The organism is Nocardia sp. NPDC004604, assembly GCF_040609795.1.
In the GTDB taxonomy this organism is placed as follows: domain Bacteria; phylum Actinomycetota; class Actinomycetes; order Mycobacteriales; family Mycobacteriaceae; genus Nocardia.
This window is the reverse complement of record NZ_JBEXLC010000037.1, coordinates 1-20911: the sequence shown is the minus strand read 5'-3', so window position 1 is coordinate 20911 and position 20911 is coordinate 1. Positions and strand designations below refer to the sequence as shown.

Below are 20911 nucleotides of genomic sequence, written 5' to 3'. Positions count from 1 at the left end.
TATGATGGCTCGGACTGCGCTGGCCCGGTGCAATATGCCCTCCAAGGAGGGTGGGGCAGGTCCTAGCTCGACGCGAGAGGTAAATGCACTCGAATGGAAACTGCCCGCCGTTCCGCCCGTGGTAGTCGTCGCCGCAGGTCGGGCAGCCCGCTGTTCGCGCAGCTGCTCACCGCTGCGGTGGAGTCCGCGGCGACTTCGGTCGCGCTGCGGTTCAATCCGACCGGCGATGCGGCCGATCAGCGTGAACTCACCTACCGTGAGCTCGACGCCGCCTCCTCGCGGGTGGCGCGCGAGCTGATCGAGCGCGGGGTCGGCGCGGGCGATTTCGTCGCGATGGGCATTACCCGTTCGGTCGAATCGATCGTCGCGCTCTGGGCGATCGCGAAGACGGGCGCGGCCTATGTACCGGTCGATCCCAACTATCCGCCGGACCGGATCGAGCACATCGTGACCGATTCGGGCGCCGAATTCGGCTTGACCACCAAGGCGCATCGGGCCAAGCTCGGCACCTCGACCTATTGGATCGAACTGGATGATCCGGTGGTATCCGAGCGGATCGCCGCCCGGCCGGGCCATCCGGTCTCCTATGCGGACCGGGTGCGCGTGGTGAATGAACAGCACCCGGCCTATGTCATCTACACCTCGGGTTCCACCGGTAAGCCGAAGGGTGTCGCGGTCACCCACACCGGTCTGGCCGGTCTGGCGGCGGTCGGTGAGCATTATCTGATCGACGCCGATGCGCGCGTGTCACATCTGAGTTCGCCCAGCTTCGACTTCTCGCTGATGGAGACGCTGTTCACCTTCTCGGTGGGTGCGACGCTGGTCATCGCGCCGCCGACGGTATTCGGCGGTGTCGAACTCGCCGATCTGCTGCGCCGCGAGCAGGTCAGCCATCTGCTGATCACGCCCGGTGCGCTGGAATCGCTCGATACCGACGATCTCGATGATCTGCAGGTCGTGGTGGCCGGTGGCGACCGGCTCGGCGCAGATCTGGTGGCGCGCTGGGGCGATCACGGCCGGTCCATGTTCAATGCGTACGGGCCGAGCGAGGCAACGGTCATGGTCACCAGCACCGCGGCGCTGGTGCCCGGTGAGCCCGTCACCGTCGGCTCCGCAATTTCGGGCGTCGGCGCGTTCATTCTCGATTCCCGCTTGCGTCCGGTCCCCGCGGGTGTCGTCGGTGAGCTCTACGTCTCGGGTGCGGTGCTCGCACAGGGCTATCTCGGCCGTCCGGAGCTGACCGCGGAGCGCTTCGTGGCCAGTCCATTCGGCACGGAGGCCGATAACCCGGGTGCGCGCCTGTACCGCACCGGAGATCTGGTGCGGCGCACCGACGCCGGTGTACTGGAGTATCTGGGCCGCTCCGATTTCCAGGTCAAGATTCGCGGCCTGCGCATCGAACTCGGCGAGATCGACAATGTGCTCACCGCGCATCCGGATGTCGACTTCGCGGCCACTCTCGGCAAGACCCTGCCCTCGGGCACGACCGCGCTGGTGTCCTATGTGCTGCCGCGCGCCGGTAGCACCGTCGATACCGGTGCGCTGGCGGCCCATATCGGGGAGTCGTTGCCCGACTACATGATTCCGGCCGCCATCATGGTGCTGGATGAGATTCCGCTGACCCCGGTCGGCAAGGTGGACCGGGCGGCGCTGCCCGAACCGGTCTTCGCGGCGCGGCAGTTCCGCGCGCCCTCGACACCGGTCGAGGAGATCGTCGCCGAGGTCTTCGCGGCCCTGCTGCTCGGTGGTGCGCAGGATGCGCGTGTCGGCGCGGATGATGATTTCTTCGAACTCGGCGGCAATTCGCTGCTGGCCGCGCAGGCGGCCGCGCGCATCGGTTTCGCACTCGACGTGCGGGTGCCGGTGCAGGTGATCTTCGAGGCGTCCACGGTCTCGGTGCTGGCCGAACGGGTTGAGCAGCACGCGGGTTCGGCCAGCGGCCGGGCGCTGACCGCGCAGACCCGCCCCGACCGGATTCCGCTGTCCTATGCACAGCAGCGGATGTGGTTCCTGAACCGCTTCGATGCCGCGAGCGCGGTCAATAACATTCCGCTCGCGGTGCGGCTGTCCGGGCGACTGGATATCGATGCCCTGCGGGCCGCGGGGCGCGATCTGGTCGAGCGGCACGAGGTGCTGCGCACCATCTACCCGGAGGTCGACGGCGAGGGCTTCCAGGTCGTGCTGCCCGCGGGCGATGCGCGCGCGGTTTTGGAACTCGCGGTGACCAGCGCGGCCACACCGGAACTTTCGGATCTGATCATCGCCGAGGTGCTGGCGGGATTCGATGTGACGACCGCGCCGCCGGTGCGCCTGCGGCTGTTCCAACTCGACGAATCCGAATACGTGCTGGTGTGCGTGGTGCACCACATCGCGGCGGACGGTTTCTCGCTCGGCCCGCTTGCCCGCGATCTGATGTCGGCCTATTCCGATCGGGTGCGCGGCGGACGGCCGGAGTGGCCGCCGCTTGCCGTGCAATACGCCGACTACAGCATCTGGCAGCGCGAAACACTGGGCAGCGAGGACGATCCGGAATCGGTCTTCGCCCAGCAGATCGCCTACTGGCGCAACGAATTGGCCGCGCTGCCGGAACAATTGGATCTGCCCGCGGATCGACCACGTCCGAGTACCGCGTCCAACCAGGGTGCCGTCATCGCCTTCGAGGTCGGCGCGGACGTCCAGGCGCGACTGAATCAGCTTGCGCACGAGCATAATTCGACACTCTTCATGGTCGTGCACGCGGCGCTCGCGGTGCTGCTCGCCCGGCTGTCGGGCACCCGCGATATCGCGGTGGGCACCCCGGTGGCCGGTCGTGGCGAGGCGGCGCTGGACGATCTGATCGGCATGTTCGTCAACACCCTGGTGTTGCGGACCGAGATCAATCCCGCCATGACCTTCGACGAGCTGCTGCGCGCGGTGCGCAAGACCGACATCGCGGCCTTCGGCCATGCCGATGTGCCGTTCGAGCGGCTGGTCGAGCTGCTGGATCCGGTGCGCTCGGCGGCGCGGCATCCGCTGTTCCAGGTGATGCTGGTATTCCAGAATCTGGCGCGCACCGAACTGGAGCTGCCGGGGCTGACCGTGTCGAGCGTGGATCACGCGGTATCGCTGGCGAAATTCGATCTGCAGCTGGAGATCGCGGAAAACGCCGACCAGCAGGGGATGTCGGCGACCTTCACCTATGCCACCGATCTGTTCGACGCCGCGACGGTGCAGGACTTTGCCGATCGCTTCCTGCGCGTACTGGCCGCGGTGGCGGCCGATTCCGACGCGGTGCTCGGCGATATCGATCTGCTCGCCCCCGGCGAGCGCGAGCTGGTTCTGCACGAATGGAATTCGGACGGGGCGACGGTGCCCGACGTGACCCTGGTCGACCTCATCCAGGAGCAGGCGCGCCGCCGTCCGGATGCGATCGCGGTCCGATTCGGCGATACCGCACTGAGTTTCGGCGAACTGCAGCGGCGCGCGAACCGGGTGGCGCGGGCGCTGATGGCCCGCGGCGCGGGGCCGGAATCGCTGGTGGCCGTTGCCGTGGGGCGAACCGAACAGCTGCCCATCGCGCTGCTCGGTGTGCTCACCGCCGGTGCCGGATACCTGCCGATCGATACCACCTACCCGGCGCAGCGGCTCGAGTTCATGCTCACCGACGCCCAGCCGACCTGCGTGCTGACCACCGCCGATCTGATGGCCGATATTCCGGCGACGGAGCTGCCGGTCGTGCTGCTGGAGGACACCGCGGGCTTCGGCGAATCGTCGATCACCGATATCGAGCGCACGGCCCGGCTGCGTCCGGACAATCTGGCCTACGTCATCTACACCTCGGGCTCCACCGGTGTGCCGAAGGGCGTCGGTGTGGCCCACCGCAATGTGGTGGAGCTGTTCGCCAATACCCAGTTGATGTTCGAATTCGACGAGACCGATGTGTGGACGCTGTTCCACTCCTTCGCCTTCGACTTCTCGGTATGGGAACTGTGGTGCGCGTTCGCCAATGGCGGCACCGTCGTGGTCGTCGACTATCTGACCTCCCGCTCCCCGGAACAGTTCCGCGAGTTGCTGATTCGCGAACAGGTCACGGTGCTCAACCAGACGCCGTCGGCGTTCTACCAGCTCGCCGAGGCCGACCGCGCCTCGCACGCGGGCGATCAGGGCAAATTCGCACTGCGCTATGTCGTATTCGGCGGCGAGGCACTGGATCTGCGCCAGCTGCGGCGCTGGTACGAGCGGCACCCCTACAACGCGCCGTGGCTGGTCAATATGTACGGCATCACCGAAACCACGGTGCACGTGTCGTTCCTGGCGCTGGACGAGCAGCTCGCCGAGAATCCGGCCAGTGCCATCGGCCGCGCGCTGCCCGGCCTGGAGAGCTATGTGCTCGACGATCGCGTGCATCCGGCTCCGGTCGGGGTGGCCGGCGAAATTTATGTCAGCGGTGCGCAGCTGTCCCGCGGCTACCTCGGTCGGCCCGGACTCGCCGCGACCCGCTTCGTGGCCAATCCATTCGGGGCGCCGGGCTCGCGCATGTACCGCACCGGCGACCTCGGCCGCTGGGCCGGTTTCGGTGGTCAGGCGAATCTCGAATACGCCGGTCGCAGCGACCAGCAGGTGCAGTTGCGCGGCTTCCGTATCGAACTCGGTGAGATCGAGGCGGCGCTGCTCGCCCAGTCCGGGGTCAGCCGATCCGTCGTGCTGGTGCGCTCCGATGAGCACGCCGGTGACCGGCTGGTCGGATATGTGGTGGCCGAGGCCGATTCGCAATTGGACGACACCGAACTGCGTGCCGCCGTTGCCGAGTTCCTCACCAGCTATATGGTTCCCGACGCGATTGTCGTACTGGACGCACTGCCGCTGACCCCGAACGGCAAACTGGACCGAAAGGCGCTGCCCGCACCGGAATTCGTCAGCGGTGTCACCTACCGTGCCCCGCAGACGCCCATCGAACAGGCCGTTGCCAGCGTGTTCGGCGGACTGCTCGGTGTGCGCGATGTCGGCCTCGACGACGACTTCTTCGGTCTGGGCGGCAATTCGCTGCTGGCCACCAGGGCGGTCAGCCGGATCAATGAGGCGCTGGACGCGAATGTCTCGGTGCGCGAACTCTTCGAGGCCTCGACCGTCGCGTCGCTGTCCGCCCGGATCGTGCCCGGTTCGTCGAACGGTTCCCGTGCACCGCTGGTTGCGTCGGTGCGTCCCGAGCGGGTGCCGCTGTCGCTGGCCCAGCAGCGCATGTGGGTGCTCAACCAGTTCGATACTCGCTCGGCGGCCTACAACATCCCGCTGGCCATCGGTCTGACCGGTGCGCTCGATGTGCAGGCGCTGCGCGATGCGGTCGCCGATGTGCTGGAACGGCACGAGGCGCTGCGTACCCGCTACCCGGCGACGGGGCCGGGTGGGCTGCCGTACCAGCAGGTCCTGCCGGTCGCCGAGGCCTGGCCGGGCGGGCTCACGGTCGAGTCGACCACCGAACCCATTGTGCGCATCACCGAGCTGATGTCGACCGGATTCGATGTGACCGAAGAGGTTCCGGTGCGCGGCGCGCTGCTGCGCGGCGCTAGTGCCGATCATTTGGGTCCGAACCGGCATCTGCTGGCCATGGTGGTGCACCACATTTCGGCCGACGGCGCCTCGATGGCCCCGCTGGCCCGCGATCTGATGCTCGCCTACGCCGCGCGCTGTGCGGGCAATGTCCCGACCTGGACGCCGCTCGAGGTGCAGTACGCCGACTTCGCGCTCTGGCAGCGCGAGGTCATCGGCAGCGATGACGACGAGAATTCGGTGGCCGCACAGCAATTGGCCTACTGGCGCGAACAGCTGGCCGGACATTCCGGCGCGCTGGAGCTGCCACTGGACCGACCGCGCCCCGCGGTGCCTTCCATGCGCGGCGCGTCGGCCGGTTTCACCCTCTCGCCCGAGGTGCACGCCGGGTTGATCCGCATTGCCCGCGAACACAATTCGTCGCTGTTCATGGTCGTGCACGCCGCGCTCGCGGTACTGCTCGCGCGGTTGTCGGGCAGCTCCGATATTACGATCGGCACCCCGATCGCCGGCCGCGGCGAGCGCGCGCTCGATGATCTGGTCGGTATGTTCGTCAACACCCTGGCGCTGCGCACCGCGACCGAATCGGCGACCACCTTCGACGCCCTCGTCGAACATGTTCGCGAAACCGATCTTTCGGCCTTCGGCAATGCCGATATCCCGTTCGAGCGGGTGGTCGAGGTGGTGCTGCCGAACCGCGCGACCTCGCACAATCCGCTCTTCCAGGTGGTGCTGTCGTTCGACAATATCGAGCCGCCGCGGCTGGAACTGCCCGGTCTCACGGTCGCGGCACTGGATACCGGCGCGGTCGCGGCGAAGTTCGATCTGCAGCTGACCATCGAGCCGCGCCATCGCGAGGACGGTGCACCCGGTGAGCTGGTCGCGGTATTCAATTACGCGACGGACCTTTTCGACGATTCGACGGTGCAGGCGTTCGGCCGCAGGCTGACCCGCATCTGCACCGCCGTGGTGGCGGATGCGCAGGTCAGCGTCGGCGATATCGATATCCTCGATGCGGCCGAGCGCGATCGCGGCGCGGCCGCACCGGACACCGCGCTGGAGCAGGCCGCCGACGGTGTTCCGGTCACCAGCGGTGCGGCGCTGACCCAGGCGCTGGCCGCCGCGGTGGAGGACGATCCGGACGGGCCCGCGGTGGTCTTCGGGGAGGACGCCGTGTCCTTCCAGGAGCTCGACGCCAGGTCCTCGCGACTGGCGCGGGTGCTGATCGGCCGTGGCTGCGGGCCGCGCACCGGTGTCGCGATCCGGCTCGATCGGAGTGTGGACGCGGTGGTCGCCACCTGGGCGGTGCTCAAGGCCGGTGCCGCACTGGCCCCGGTCACCGCATTCGACGGACCACCGCTGGCGAGTGCCCGCAGCGCGGCACTGCCCGACGGGTTGGAAATCAAGGTCGGCCTGACCATCGGCCACGCCCCCATCGATACCGGCGGCATCGACTGGCTCGCTCTCGACGATCCGGCCGTACTCGGTGCGATCGCCGCCGAATCGCCGCGACCGGTGACCTATGCGAACCGGACCCAGGCGCTGCGCGGTGAGGATCCGGCCTTCGTGGCCGGGGTGACGCTGTCCTACAACGACATCGCGCTGGCGACCAAGCGACTGCGGGCGCGCACCGAGCTGACCTTCGAATCGCGTCTGTTCCGGTACGGCCGCGCGGATTCCGCGGCTGCGCTGCTGGAGGTCGTCGCGGCCGGTGAGAACGGTGCGTCGGTGGTGCTGACGGCGGGCGGTGAGCTGGACAACGTAACGCTGTCGGCACTGTTGGCCGACGAATGGGTGACGCATCTGTTCATCGATCGTTCCGGTCTCGGGATCGTTGATGTGACGGGGCTGGAGGATCTACAAGCCGTGGTGCTCGACGACGGCGCGCCCGCGCCGGAATTCGGCGCCGTCGCGGCCGTCGTCGAAGTCGGTGCGCTGCTGGGCGTCCAGCGGCCGGGCGACCCGAGTTGATCTTCCATGCAGAAGATCCAGTGGCCTGTGTGCGCACAGGTCGACACCGGCGGCGACCGGTTGGCGAAGTGACGATGGGCGAGGTGAGGAAAGTTCCTATGGTTGGGGTGCCGGGACATCGGGTGCTTGGACAGGAGCGGGCGCTTCAGCGTCACGCTCTGATGCAGACAGCGTCGTATTCCGCGACCCGCGGGCAGTCGCTCGGAGGGATGTTCGCGTGACCCGCCCCGCTCGCACCCGCCCGGTCCGGACCCGGCAGCCGCGGGTCACCACGCTGCCGCAGCTGATGGCGACCGCGGTCGAGGCGAATCCGGACGGCACCGCCGTCGTCTTCGCCGATGCCACCGCGACGCTGGGACAGCTGAGCTACGCCGAACTCGACGACCGGTCCACGCGGCTGGCCCGGCTGCTCATCGAACGCGGTGTCGGACCGGAAGACCTCGTGGCCGTTGGCATTCCGCGATCGCTCGAATCGGTGGTCGCGGTCTGGGCGGTCGCCAAGACCGGTGCCGGATTCGTGCCGGTCGATCCCAACTATCCGGCCGAGCGGGTCGCGCATATGGTGACCGATTCCGGTGCGGTGCTCGGCCTCGCCGTCGCCGAGGTGGCCCAGCGGCTGCCGGATCGGGTCGAGTGGCTGATCATCGATACGCCCGAATTCGCGGTGCGCCTGGAGGAATACTCGAGCGAGGCGATCACCAATGCGGACCGGGTCCGCGCGGTGCGGGCGGAATATCCGGCCTATGTCATCTACACCTCGGGCTCCACGGGCAAGCCGAAGGGCGTTGTCGTCACACAGGCCGGACTGTCCAGCTTCTGTGATGAACAGCGGGAGCGCTATCGCGTCACGAACCAGTCGCGCACACTGCATTTCGCGTCGCCGTCATTCGACGCGTCGGTGCTCGAGCTGCTGCTCGCGCTCGGTGGTGCGGCAACCATGGTGGTGGTCGCGCCGAATATCTTCGGCGGCGACGAATTGGCGGCGCTGCTGCGCAGGGAGCGGGTGACGCACGCATTCATCACCCCGGCCGCGCTCGCCTCCGTCGATCCGACCGGACTCGACGATTTCCGGGTTGTTGTCGCCGGTGGTGAGGCCTGCCCGCCGGATCTGGTGCGGCGCTGGGTACTACCCATTGCGGATGGTCGAACCCGCGAGTTCTTCAATGGCTACGGGCCGACCGAGACCACCATCATGACCAATATCAGCGCGCCGCTGACACCCGGTGCGCCCGTGACGATCGGCGGGCCGATCCGGGCCATTACCGAATATGTGCTCGATGACCGGCTGAATCAGGTGCCCAGCGGTGTGGTCGGCGAGCTGTACATCTCGGGCGCACAGGTCGCCCGCGGCTATCACGCGCGCCCCGCGCTGACCGCATCGCGTTTCGTGCCGAATCCGTTCGACCCCAGTGGTGCTCGGCTCTACGCCACCGGCGACCTGGTGCGCTGGACCGCCTCCGGCGAGATCGAATATATCGGCCGCAATGACTTCCAGGTGAAGATCCGCGGCTTCCGCATCGAACTCGGCGAGATCGATGCGGTGCTCGGCGCACACGACAGCGTGGACTTCGCCGTCACCATCGGGCACAAACTCGATACCGGCGCAACGATTCTCGCGTCCTATGTGCACGCGGCGGGCGATGCGGCGGTGGACACCGACGAGCTGACGGCCTTCGCCGAACGCTCCCTGCCCGCGCATATGGTGCCGACCGCCATTATCGTGCTCGACACGATCCCGCTGACCCCGGTCGGCAAGCTGGACCGGCGCGCACTGCCCGCCCCCGTACTGGAGACCAAGCAGTACCGGGCGCCGGAGACCGACATAGAACGGGCCATTGCCGAGGTGCTCGGCGAGGTGCTCGGCATCGAGCGCATCGGTCTCGATGACGACTTCTTCGCACTCGGCGGCGACAGCATCACCTCCATTCAGGTGGTGTCGCGGGCCAGGGCGCGCGGTGTGATCTTCACACCGCGAGACGTTTTCGAATCGCGCACGGTGGCCGCCCTCGCACCGCTGGCCACCATGGGCGCACCGGCCGAGACCGACGTGCAGTTGGCGACCGGGCCGCTGGTCGAGCTGTCGCAGGACGATAGCGACCGCCTGGCGCGGGAATACCCGAAGCTGGCCGAGGTCTGGCCGCTGACCCCGCTGCAGTCGGGCATGCTGTTCCACGCGCAGCTGGCCGAATCGTCGGTCGATGCGTACATGACCCAGTTCATGGTCGATCTCGGCGGCGATGTCGATACCGAGCGGCTGCACGCCGCGGCCGTCGCCGTGGTGGGCCGGCACGTAAACCTGCGGGTGGCCTTCGCCGAGGATTCCGATGGCAATCCCGTGCAGGTCGTGCTCGATGCGGTCGAAGTGCCGTGGCGCGCCATCGATCTCACCCATCTCGGGTCGGACGCCGCCGCCGCCGAGCTGCACCGGATCATGGCGGCGGATCTGGCCGACCACTTCGATATGCGCACCGCGCCGCTGCTGCGCTTCGCATTGATCCGTTCGGCGACCGATGCCTACCACCTGCTGGTCACCAGCCATCACATCCTCATCGATGGCTGGTCGATGCCGCTGCTGACCCAGGATCTGCTGACCCTGTACGTCCTCGGCGGCGACGCGTCCCAGCTGCCGCAGGCCCGTTCCTACCGCGACTATCTGGCCTGGCTCGGCGCACAGGACCACAGCGCCGCCCGCGCCGCCTGGCGCGAGGTGCTGGCCGGTATCAACGAGCCGACGCCGCTTGCCCCGGTCGATCCGGCACGCGAAATCTCAGCTGGCGTAGGCGAAATCGACTTCGAGCTGTCCGAGGACGACACCAAGGCGCTGAGCCGGTTGGCCGCTGATGCCGGGGTCACCGTCAATACCGTCATTCAGGCCGCCTGGGGTCTGCTCATCGGCCGCACCGTGGACCGCGACGATGTGGTCTTCGGCGCCACCGTCTCCGGGCGGCCGCCGCAGCTGGACGGCATCGAGACCATGGTCGGGTTGTTCCTCAACGCGATTCCGGTTCGGGTGCGGCTGAATGCCGACGACACCCTGGCCGATCTGCTGCGCCAGCTGCAGGCCGAACAGGCGGCACTGCTCGACCACCACTATGTCGGGCTGAGTGAGATCCAGGAAATCGTCGGCGTCGAGGGGCTTTTCGATTCGCTGGTGGTCTTCGAATCCTTCCCGGTCGACGGCAAGGCGCTGACCGCGGCGGCGGGCGCGATCGATGGCATGAGTATCACCGGCGCGGTCGCGGTGAACGGTACGCACTATCCGGTGACCGTGGTGGTCGTGCCCGATGTCCGGATGCACGTCACCCTCAAGTACCTGCGCGATATCTACGACGAGACGGCGGCACAGGCCCTCGCACAGCGCTTCTCGGCACTGATCGGCCGATTCCTCAGCGATCCGCTCGCCAGGATCGCCGAAGTGGACGCGCTGACCGACGCCGACCGGGCCGTGCTCGGCGCCGCCAATGCCACCCGAGTGCCCGAGCTGCTGGATGATTCGACGCTGCTGACGCTGTTCGACGCGCAGGTCGCCCGCACACCCGAGGCACCGGCGGTGATCTTCGGCGATACCACCCTCAGCTACGCCGAACTCGATGCCCGCTCGCGCGAGCTGGCCCGGGATCTGGCCGGTCGCGGCGTCGGATCGGAATCGCCGGTGGCCGTTGCGATGCGGCGCAGCATCGAGATGGTTGTGGCAATCTACGGTGTGCTGCGGGCGGGCGGTGCGTATGTGCCGATCGATCCCGACCATCCGGCCGAGCGCAGCGAATATGTGCTCACCAGTGCAGCTCCGGTCTGTGTGCTGACCACGACCGCGACCGGCTTCGACACCGAGACCGCCGCACCGCTGGTGCATGTGGACGCTGGTCGTTTCGAGCGACCTGCAAGCAGTCGCGACGGAGCCGACTCCGCCGCTGCGCTGATCTTCGGCGATCTGCTGGCCGATACCGTCGCGGCGACGCATCCGGACAATACCGCCTACATCATCTACACCTCCGGTTCGACCGGTCGGCCCAAGGGTGTGGCGATCACCCACCGGCAGATGGCGAACCAATTCCGTTGGGCACAGCGCACCTATCCGCACGGTCCCGGCGATGTGGTGTTGCACAAGACGCCGATAACCTTCGATATCTCGACGTGGGAACTGTTCTGGACCTTGCAGACCGGTGCCGCGGTGGTTATCGCCGAACCGGACGGACATCGCGATCCCGCGTATCTGGCCCGGGTGATCGACGAATACTCGGTCAGCACCGTGCATTTCGTGCCGTCGATGCTGGATGCGTTCCTCGATGGCGCGCCCGCGGGGACGACCGCGCATCCATCGTTGCGGCGGGTGTTCGCCGCCGGTGAGGCGCTGTCCGCGGAGACCGCGACGCGCTTCACCCGCTTCCTGCCGGATGCGGACCTGTTCAACTGGTACGGGCCCGCGGAGGCCACCGTCGTCACCGCCTACCCGGCCGAGGTCAATGGGGGCGTTGCGATTCCGATCGGTACTTCGGTCGCGAATACTCGAGTGCACGTCCTGGACCGGCAGTTGCGGCCGGTACCGGTCGGCGCGGTCGGCGAGTTGTATATCGCCGGTGTGCAGTTGGCGCGTGGCTATGTGAACGCACCGGCGCTGACCGCCGAGCGGTTCGTCGCGCTCGCCGATGGTGAGCGCCTGTACCGGACCGGCGATGTGGTGCGCTGGGTGCCCGGCAAGGGCGCGCATGCGCTGGAATACCTGGGCCGCAGCGACTTCCAGGTGAAGCTGCGCGGCCAGCGCGTCGAACTCGGTGAGATCGAGACGGTGCTGCTCGGCCTGGACGCGGTGCAGCGTGCGGCGGTGGCGCTGGTCAAGGGGAGCACCGGCGATCGGCTGGTGGCCTACGTGGTGGCCGCCCCCGGTGCCCGGATCGACGATGACGCCCTGCTCGACCACGCGCGGGCCGCGCTGCCCTCGTACATGGTGCCCTCCGCCATTGTCTGGCTGGATGCCCTGCCGCTCAATGCCAGCGGCAAACTCGACCGCAAGGCGCTGCCCGCACCGGAGTTCATCGGGCGGCCCTACCGCGAACCGGAGACTGCGCTGGAACGCACCGTCGCCGAGGTATTCGCCGAGGTGCTCGGCATCGAGCGCGCGGGCGCGGACGACGATTTCTTCGACCTCGGCGGCAACTCGCTCGTCGCCACCCGCGTGGTGGCCCGGCTCGGCACTGCCATCGGCAGCCGCGTCCCGGTGCGCGCCGTCTTCGAGGCGCCGACGGTGGCCGCACTGGCGGCGGCGATCGCACCGAGCGCCGGTCAGCGTCGCGCGGTGCCATTGGTGGCCGGTCCGCGGCCGGAACAGATTCCGCTGTCGCTGGCGCAGCAGCGCATGTGGTTCCTGAACCAGTTCGATACCGAATCCGCGGTGAACAATCTGCCGGTCGCCGTGCGGCTCACCGGTGCCCTGGATATCGCCGCCCTGCAGCAGGCCGTCGCCGATCTGGTGCAGCGGCACGAAACCCTGCGCACCGTCTACCCGGCCGACCGGGACGGTATCGCACATCAGGTGATCGTGCCCGCGGCGCAGGCGGTTCCGGATCTGACGCCGCAGCCCATCGCGGCGGATGCGTTGCGCGCGAAGGTCGTCGAGATCATCGCGGCCGGATTCGATGTCACCGATCAGGTGCCATTGCGCGGTGCGCTGTTCCAGGTCGTCGCGTCCGAGGCGCCGACGGACGAGTATGTGCTGGTCTTCGTGGCCCATCACATCAGCGCGGACGGCTGGTCGATGGGACCGATGACCCGCGATCTGATGCTGGCCTATGCCGCACGTGCGGCCGGTGTGCTGCCCGCGTGGCAGCCGCTGCCGGTGCAGTACGCGGATTTCAGTCTCTGGCAGCGGGAGGTGCTCGGCTCCGAGGACGACCCGGACAGCCTGATCACGGCGCAGACCGAATTCTGGCGCACCGCGCTGGCTGGTCTGCCCGACGAATTGAACCTGCCCGCCGATCGGCCCCGCCCGACGACACAGTCGTTCGCCGGTGGCACCGTCGGCTTCACCGTCGAGCCGCGGGTGCACCGCAGGCTGCAGGAGCTCGGCCGCGAGCAGAACGCGACCATCTTCATGGTCGTGCACACCGCGCTCGCGGTATTCCTGGCGCGCCTGTCGGGCACCGAGGACATTGCCGTCGGCACTCCCGTCGCCGGACGTGGCGCGGCCGAATTGGACGATGTCATCGGCATGTTCGTCAATACCCTGGTGTTGCGGACCCCGGTGCGCGGCAGCGTGAACTTCGCCGAACTGCTGTCCGTGGTCAAGGATCGCGACCTGCAGGCCTTCGCGCACGCCGATATTCCGTTCGAGCGCCTCGTCGATCTGCTGAATCCGGAGCGGTCCACGGCGCGGCATCCGCTGTTCCAGGTGGCGCTGTCCTTCCAGAATCTGCCGGACAACTCCTTCGAGCTGCCCGAATTGCGGGTCGGTGCGGTCGATCTCGATATCGATACCGCGAAATTCGATCTGTCGCTCGCCATTACCGAACTCGCGGCCAACGCGGACAGCGGCGGCGGCATGTACGCCGAATTCTCCTTCGCGCGTGACCTGTTCGACGAATCCACCATCCGGGTATTCGCCGATCGGTTCGTGCGCCTGCTCGAGGCGATCACCACGCGGCCGGAGCTGCCGGTGGGTGATCTGTCGCTGCTCGCCGAATCCGAGGCGAAATTCCTGACCCAGGTGCAGCCGGACCATGTGATGGCCGGTGGGTTGCTGCCGGATCTGCTGGTGCGTGGACTGCGCCGTGGTGCCGATCGCACGGCCGTCCGATACCGGGGTCGTTCGGTGAGCTATCGCGAGTTGGACGAGTTCTCATCGCGTTTGGCCAGGGTGCTGGTCGAGCGTGGTGTCGGTCCGGAAAGCCTTGTGGTGGTTGCTTTGCCGCGATCCTATGAGATGGTTGCGGCGGTTTTGGCGGTGTCGAAGGCCGGTGGTGCGCATGTGCCGGTCGATCCGAATTATCCGGTGGATCGGGTGCGGCACATGTTGACCGATTCGGCCGCCATCGTGGGTCTGACGACTGCCGAATACCGCGGTCAGTTGCCGGATGACGTGCAGTGGCTCGCGCTGGATGACGCCGAGACGGATGCGTTGTGCGCCAGCCGATCCGCCGCTCCGCTCACCGATGCCGATCGGATCGCGCCGCTGCGGCTGCAGCATCCGGCGTATGTCATCTACACCTCGGGTTCGACGGGTATGCCCAAGGGCGTCACCGTGACCCACGCCGGACTCGGTGGCCTGGTCGACCACGCGGTCGGTCTGTACCGGCTGGAGCCGAAACACCGTTTCCTGCACATCTGCTCGCCGAGCTTCGATCCGTCGGTATTGGAATGGCTGGTCGCCCTTTCGGTCGGCGCTACCTGTGTGATCGTGCCATCGGCCATTATCGGCGGCCCGGAACTGGGTGAGCTGCTGCGCACTGAGCAGGTGACGCACGCGATCATCACTCCGGCGGTGCTCGGCACGGTGGATCCGGCCGGGTTGGATCAGCTCGAAATGCTGTCCGTCGGTGGCGATGTGACCACTCCCGAACTGCTGGCCAAGTGGCAGCCGGGTCGCCGGTATTACAACGGCTACGGCCCGACCGAAACCACCATCATCTCCTCCTACGGCACCCTGCAAGCGGGTAAGCCGATCACCATCGGTACCCCGGTGCACGGCATGTCGGCGCTGGTACTGGACTCGCGTCTGCACCCGGTGGCGCCCGGCGTCGCGGGCGAGCTGTATCTGTCCGGTGGCGGACTGGCGCGCGGCTATCACAACCGTCCCGGTCTGAGCGCCGAGCGCTTCGTGCCGAATCCGTGGGGCGAGCCGGGTGCGCGGATGTACCGCACCGGAGATGTGGTGCGCTGGTTCGCCGAACCCGATATGCGGGCGGGCAATGCGGCGCTGCCATCGATTCCGTGGGTGCTCGACTACGTCGGGCGCTCGGACTTCCAGGTGAAGATCCGCGGCTACCGCATCGAACTCGGTGAGATCGACGCCGTCCTCGGCAGGCACGCCGATGTCGAGTTCGCGATCACCCTTGGCAAGCAAACCGAAGCTGGCGTCACGATTCTCGTGTCGTATGTGCTGCCGGTACCCGGCCGGATCGTCGAGCCCAGCGTGCTCACCGACCACGCGGCGCGCAGTCTGCCACCGCATATGGTGCCGTCGGCGGTCGTCGTACTGGACGAGATCCCGCTGACCCCGGTGGGCAAGCTGGATCGCAAGGCGCTGCCGGAACCGGTCTTCGAACGGGTCGCCTTCCGCGCGCCGAAGACCCACACCGAACAGATCGTGGCGAGCACCTTCGCCGCGGTGCTGCGCATCGGCACCGGCGCGGACGACCGTCGCTACCTCGGCCTCGACGACGACTTCTTCGCACTCGGCGGAAATTCGCTGCTGGCAACGCAACTGGTGGCGCGCCTGGGCGCGGCACTGAATACCCGGGTGCCCGTTCGGGTGCTCTTCGAGGCGTCCACGGTGGCCGAACTCGCCGCCGAACTCGAAAAGCTCGCCGGAACCGGGGTCCGCAGGGCACTGGCGGCGGGCGAACGGCCGCAGCGCATTCCGCTGTCGCTGGCCCAGCAGCGCATGTGGTTCCTGAACCGGTTCGACACCGACTCCTCGGCCTACAACATCCCGATCGCGGTCCGGCTCACCGGTGCGCTCGATGTAGAGGCGCTGCGGCAGGCGGTCGCCGATCTGGTGGAGCGGCACGAAATCCTGCGCACCATCTACCCGCAGACCGATGCGGGCCCGGTGCAGCTGATCCTGCCCTCGGATCAGGCCGCGCCGAAACTCGAGATCCGCGAGGTGCTGCCGGATGAGCTCGAATCCGCGGTCATCGAGCTGACCTCGACGATCTTCGATGTCACCAGCGAGGTGCCGGTCCGGGTCGCGCTCTTCGATATCGACGGTGCGGACGGCGAATATGTGCTGGCGATGGTGGTGCACCATATCTCCGGCGACGGTTCCTCGGTCGCGCCGCTGACCCGCGATCTGATGATGGCCTACGCGGCCCGCGCCGCGGCCGCCGCGCCCGGCTGGGCACCGTTGACCGTGCAATACGCGGACTTCAGCATCTGGCAGCGCGAGGTGCTCGGCAGCGAGGACGATCCGGATTCGCTGGCCGCCGAGCAGGTCGCCTACTGGCGCGATGCGCTGGCGGATCTGCCCGAACAGCTGGATCTGCCTTCGGATCGGCCGCGTCCCGCGGCGCAGACCTTCGCGGGCGGCACCGCCGAGGTGCGCATCGATCCCGAAACCCACCGGGCGCTCATCGAATTGGCGCGCGCCGAGGGTGCGACGCTGTTCATGGTCGTGCACACCGCACTCGCCGTACTGCTGTCCCGGTTGTCGGGTACCGATGACATTGCCATCGGCACCCCGGTCTCCGGACGTGGGGAGGCCGCGCTCGACGATCTGATCGGCATGTTCGTCAACACCCTGGTGTTCCGCACCCGAGTCGACGCCGGTGCGACATTCGCCGAACTGACCGCACGCCAGCGCGAGGCCGATATCCAGGCGTTCGCGCACGCGGATATCCCGTTCGAGCGATTGGTCGAAGTCCTCAACCCGGTCCGCTCGACCGCGCGGCATCCGCTGTTCCAGGTCGGGCTGTCGTTCCAGAATCTGGAGCAGTCCACCCTCGAGCTGCCCGGTCTGACCATCTCCGGTGTCGGCATCGATACCCAGGTGGCGCAGTTCGATCTGAACCTCATCGTCAGCGACGCCTACGACGAGCACGGCGTACCCGCCGGGATCGCGGGCCAATTCGTCTACGCCAGGGACCTTTTCGACCAGGCGACCGTCGAAGGCTTCGCCGAGCGCTTCGTGCGCCTGCTGGGCCGGATCATCGCCGCCCCGGGCTCTCCAGTGGGCGAACTCGACCTGCTGGCTCCGGCCGAGCGGGAGCGCATCCTGCTGGACTGGAACCAGACCGGCCATCCGGTCGCCCCCGAGCTGCTGCTGGACGGTTACCGCCGTGCGGTGGCGGAATATCCGGACGCCATCGCGGTGGCCTACGAGGGCGCCGAGCTCGCCCACCCGTCGCCCGACCACCACCCCTCATCGAGTCGCTCCGCGACGCTCACCTATCGCGAATTCGACCAGCGCGTCAACCGGCTGGCCCGACGGCTGATCGAACAGGGTGTCGGCACCGAATCCCTGGTGGGCCTCGCGATTCGACGCTCACTGGATCTGGTCGTCGGCATGTACGCCATCGTGACCGCCGGTGGCGCATATGTGCCGCTCGATCCGGATCATCCGGCCGAGCGGATCGCGCACATTCTCGATACCGCCCAGCCCGCGGCCGTGCTCACGACCACCGCGGATGCCATTGCGGTGCCGGGTGATACGCCGGTGCTGCACCTGGATGCATTGGAGCTGGACCGATTCGACGCGACCCCGGTGCGCGCCGACGAACTGCTGCGCCCGGTGCGCCCGGAGAATCCGGCCTACGTCATCTTCACCTCGGGCTCGACCGGACGACCCAAGGGCGTCGCGATCTCCCATGCCGCCATCCACAATCAGACCACCTGGATGCTGGCGGAATACCCGCTCGGCGTCGGCGATGTGTACCTGCAGAAGACCGCGACGACCTTCGACGTCTCGCTGTGGGGCTATTTCATGCCGCTGCGCACGGGCGCGAAACTGGTCGTCGCCACCCACGACGGCCACCGCGACCCGGCTTATGTCGCGGAAACCATTGCCGCGCAGGGCGTGACGGTCACCGACTTCGTGCCCTCGATGCTGACGGTCTTCGCCGCGCACACCTCGGCGGGCACCTGCCCGACGCTGCGGGACATCTTCGTGATCGGTGAGGCACTGCCACCGGAGACCGTCGACGCGGTGCGCGCGATGTCCGAGGCCAGGGTGCACAACCTCTACGGCCCGACCGAGGCCGCGGTCTCGGTGACCTACTGGGAGGCGCGCGGCACCGACCGCCCCGGCGTCCCGATCGGTCTGCCGCAGTGGAATACCCAGGTGTACGTGCTGGATTCGCGGCTGCGGCCGGTGCCGGCGGGTGTCGCTGGTGAGCTGTACCTGGCCGGAGACCAGCTGGCGCGCGGCTATGTGCGCCGACCCGATCTGAGCGCCGATCGGTTCGTGGCCAACCCGTTCGGCGACGGTACCCGCATGTACCGTACCGGCGACCTGGTCCACTGGCGGGAGACCGCGACGGGCGGTGTGCTCGACTACATCGGCCGCACCGACTTCCAGGTCAAGTTCCGCGGCCAGCGCATCGAGCTCGGTGAGATCGAAACCGCGCTGCTGGCCGAGGCTTCGGTGAGCCAATCCGTCGCGGTGGTGCTGCCATCGGCGCTGGGTGACCAGCTGGTCGCGTACGCCGTGCCCGCGCCGGGTCACGAGATCGATCAGGCCGAACTGCTGACCTCGATCGCACAAACCCTGCCGGCGTACATGATCCCGGCCGCCATCGTGGCGCTCGACGCCTTCCCGCTGAACACCAGCGGCAAGCTGGATCGCAAGGCGCTGCCGGAACCCAGTTTCACCAGCCGCGAATTCCGCGCCCCGGCAACGCCGGTCGAGGAGATCGTGGCGGGCGTCTTCGCCGATGTGCTCGGCATCGACCGGGTGGGCGTCGACGACGACTTCTTCGCACTCGGCGGCAATTCGCTGATCGCCACCCAGGTGGTGGCCAGGCTCGGTGCCGCGATCGGCGGCCGGGTACCGGTGCGCGCCCTTTTCGAGACCTCGACGGTCGGCGGGCTCGCGGTCAAGATCGAGCAGCACGCCGGATCCGGCGGTCGCAAGGCGCTGACGGCCGGGCCGCGCCCGGAACGGATTCCGCTGTCGATGGCCCAGCAGCGGATGTGGTTCCTCAATCAGCTCGATCCGTCCTCGGCGGTGAACAATATTCCGGCCGCGGTGCGCCTGACCGGTGCGCTGGATCTGGCCGCGCTGGAGCTGGCCGTTGTCGATCTGATCGAACGGCACGAGGTGCTGCGCACCATCTATCCACAGACCGATGACGGTCCGGTGCAGCTGATCGTGCCCGCCGAGCAGGCGGTGCCGGATCTGACGCCGGTCGAGGTCGGTGCGGACGAATTGCCCGCGCAGGTCATCGCGGCGGCCTCGGCCGGATTCGATGTGACGACCGAAGTGCCCGTGCGGGCCAAGCTCTTCCGGGTCGAGCAGGCCGCCGCTAGCGACTGCTCGCAGGTCGCTGGAAATAACACCGCTAGCGACTGCTCGCAGGTCGCTCGAAACAACACAGAGCATGTACTCGTGCTGGTGGCACATCACATCAGCGCGGACGGCTGGTCCATGGGCCCGCTCACCCGCGATCTGATGATCGCCTACGCCGCCCGATCGGCCGGTGCGACTCCGGCCTGGGCGCCGCTGTCGGTGCAGTACGCCGATTTCAGCATCTGGCAGCGCGAGGTGCTCGGATCGGAGGCCGATCCGGACAGTGTGATCAGCGCACAGGCCGAATACTGGCGAAACACGCTGGCGGGCATGCCGGACGAGCTGAATCTCCCCGCGGACCGGCCGCGTCCGACGACACAGTCCTTCCGCGGTGGACGGGTCGTCTTCCCGATCGGCACCGAACTGCACGGCGCGCTGCGCGAACTCGCCCGCGCCAATAACGCGACCATGTTCATGGTTGTGCACACGGCGCTCGCGGTGCTGCTCGCGCGGCTGTCCGGTACCGACGATATCGCCGTCGGCACCCCGGTCGCCGGTCGCGGTGAGGCCGAACTCGACGATATGATCGGCATGTTCGTCAATACCCTGGTGCTGCGCAGCGAGGTGTCGGGCGAGCTGAGTTTCGATGCGCTGCTCGCGCGGACGAAGGATGCCGATCTGCAGGCCTTCGCGCACGCCGATATTCCGTTCGAGCGGCTGGTCGACCTGCTGAATCCGGTGCGGTCGACGGCACGGCATCCGCTGTTCCAGGTGATGCTGTCATTCCAGAATCTGCCGGACAGTTCGTTCGAGCTGCCGGGCCTGCGGATCAGCGCGGTCGATCTGGCGATCGATACCGCGAAATTCGATCTGTCGCTGACCATTCAGGAGGCCGCGCCGGACGCGGATGCGGGCATGGTTGCCGAATTGTCCTTCGCCAGGGATCTTTTCGACGATGCCACCGTGCAGGGCTTCGCGGACCGGTTCGTCGGTCTGCTGGAGCAGATCGTCGCCCGGCCGGACGCGCCGGTGGGCGATATCGATCTGCTCAGCGATACCGAGCGGGCGGCGGTGCTGTGGCGGTGGAACGACACCAGCCGTGAGCTGGGTGCGCTCGGCACGCTGGTGGACGAGTTCGTCAGACAGGCGGCGGCCACGCCGGATGCGGTCGCGATCGTGGACCCGGCAACGTAAGCGGATTTACACCAAAATTACCTCTATAACGATCAGTAGGTACTCTAGGAAATAAACCCATTA

2 protein-coding genes are annotated in these 20911 nt (G+C 67.6%); both read left to right on the top strand.

From position 1 onward, the window contains the following. Positions 1-93 precede the first annotated feature (93 nt). A complete protein-coding gene (locus tag ABZW16_RS15775; protein ID WP_354956359.1) occupies positions 94-7497 on the top strand; it encodes an amino acid adenylation domain-containing protein in 7404 nt (2467 codons plus the stop codon). Positions 7498-7714: 217 nt separating this feature from the next. After that, positions 7715-20848, top strand: a complete 13134-nt coding sequence (locus ABZW16_RS15770) for an amino acid adenylation domain-containing protein (protein WP_354956357.1) — start codon at positions 7715-7717, stop codon at positions 20846-20848. Positions 20849-20911 lie beyond the last annotated feature (63 nt).

Excerpts from the sequence above, each read along its gene's own strand:
- ABZW16_RS15775 (WP_354956359.1), top strand. The coding sequence starts at position 94 with ATGGAAACTGCCCGCCGTTCCGCCCGTGGTAGTCGTCGCCGCAGGTCG.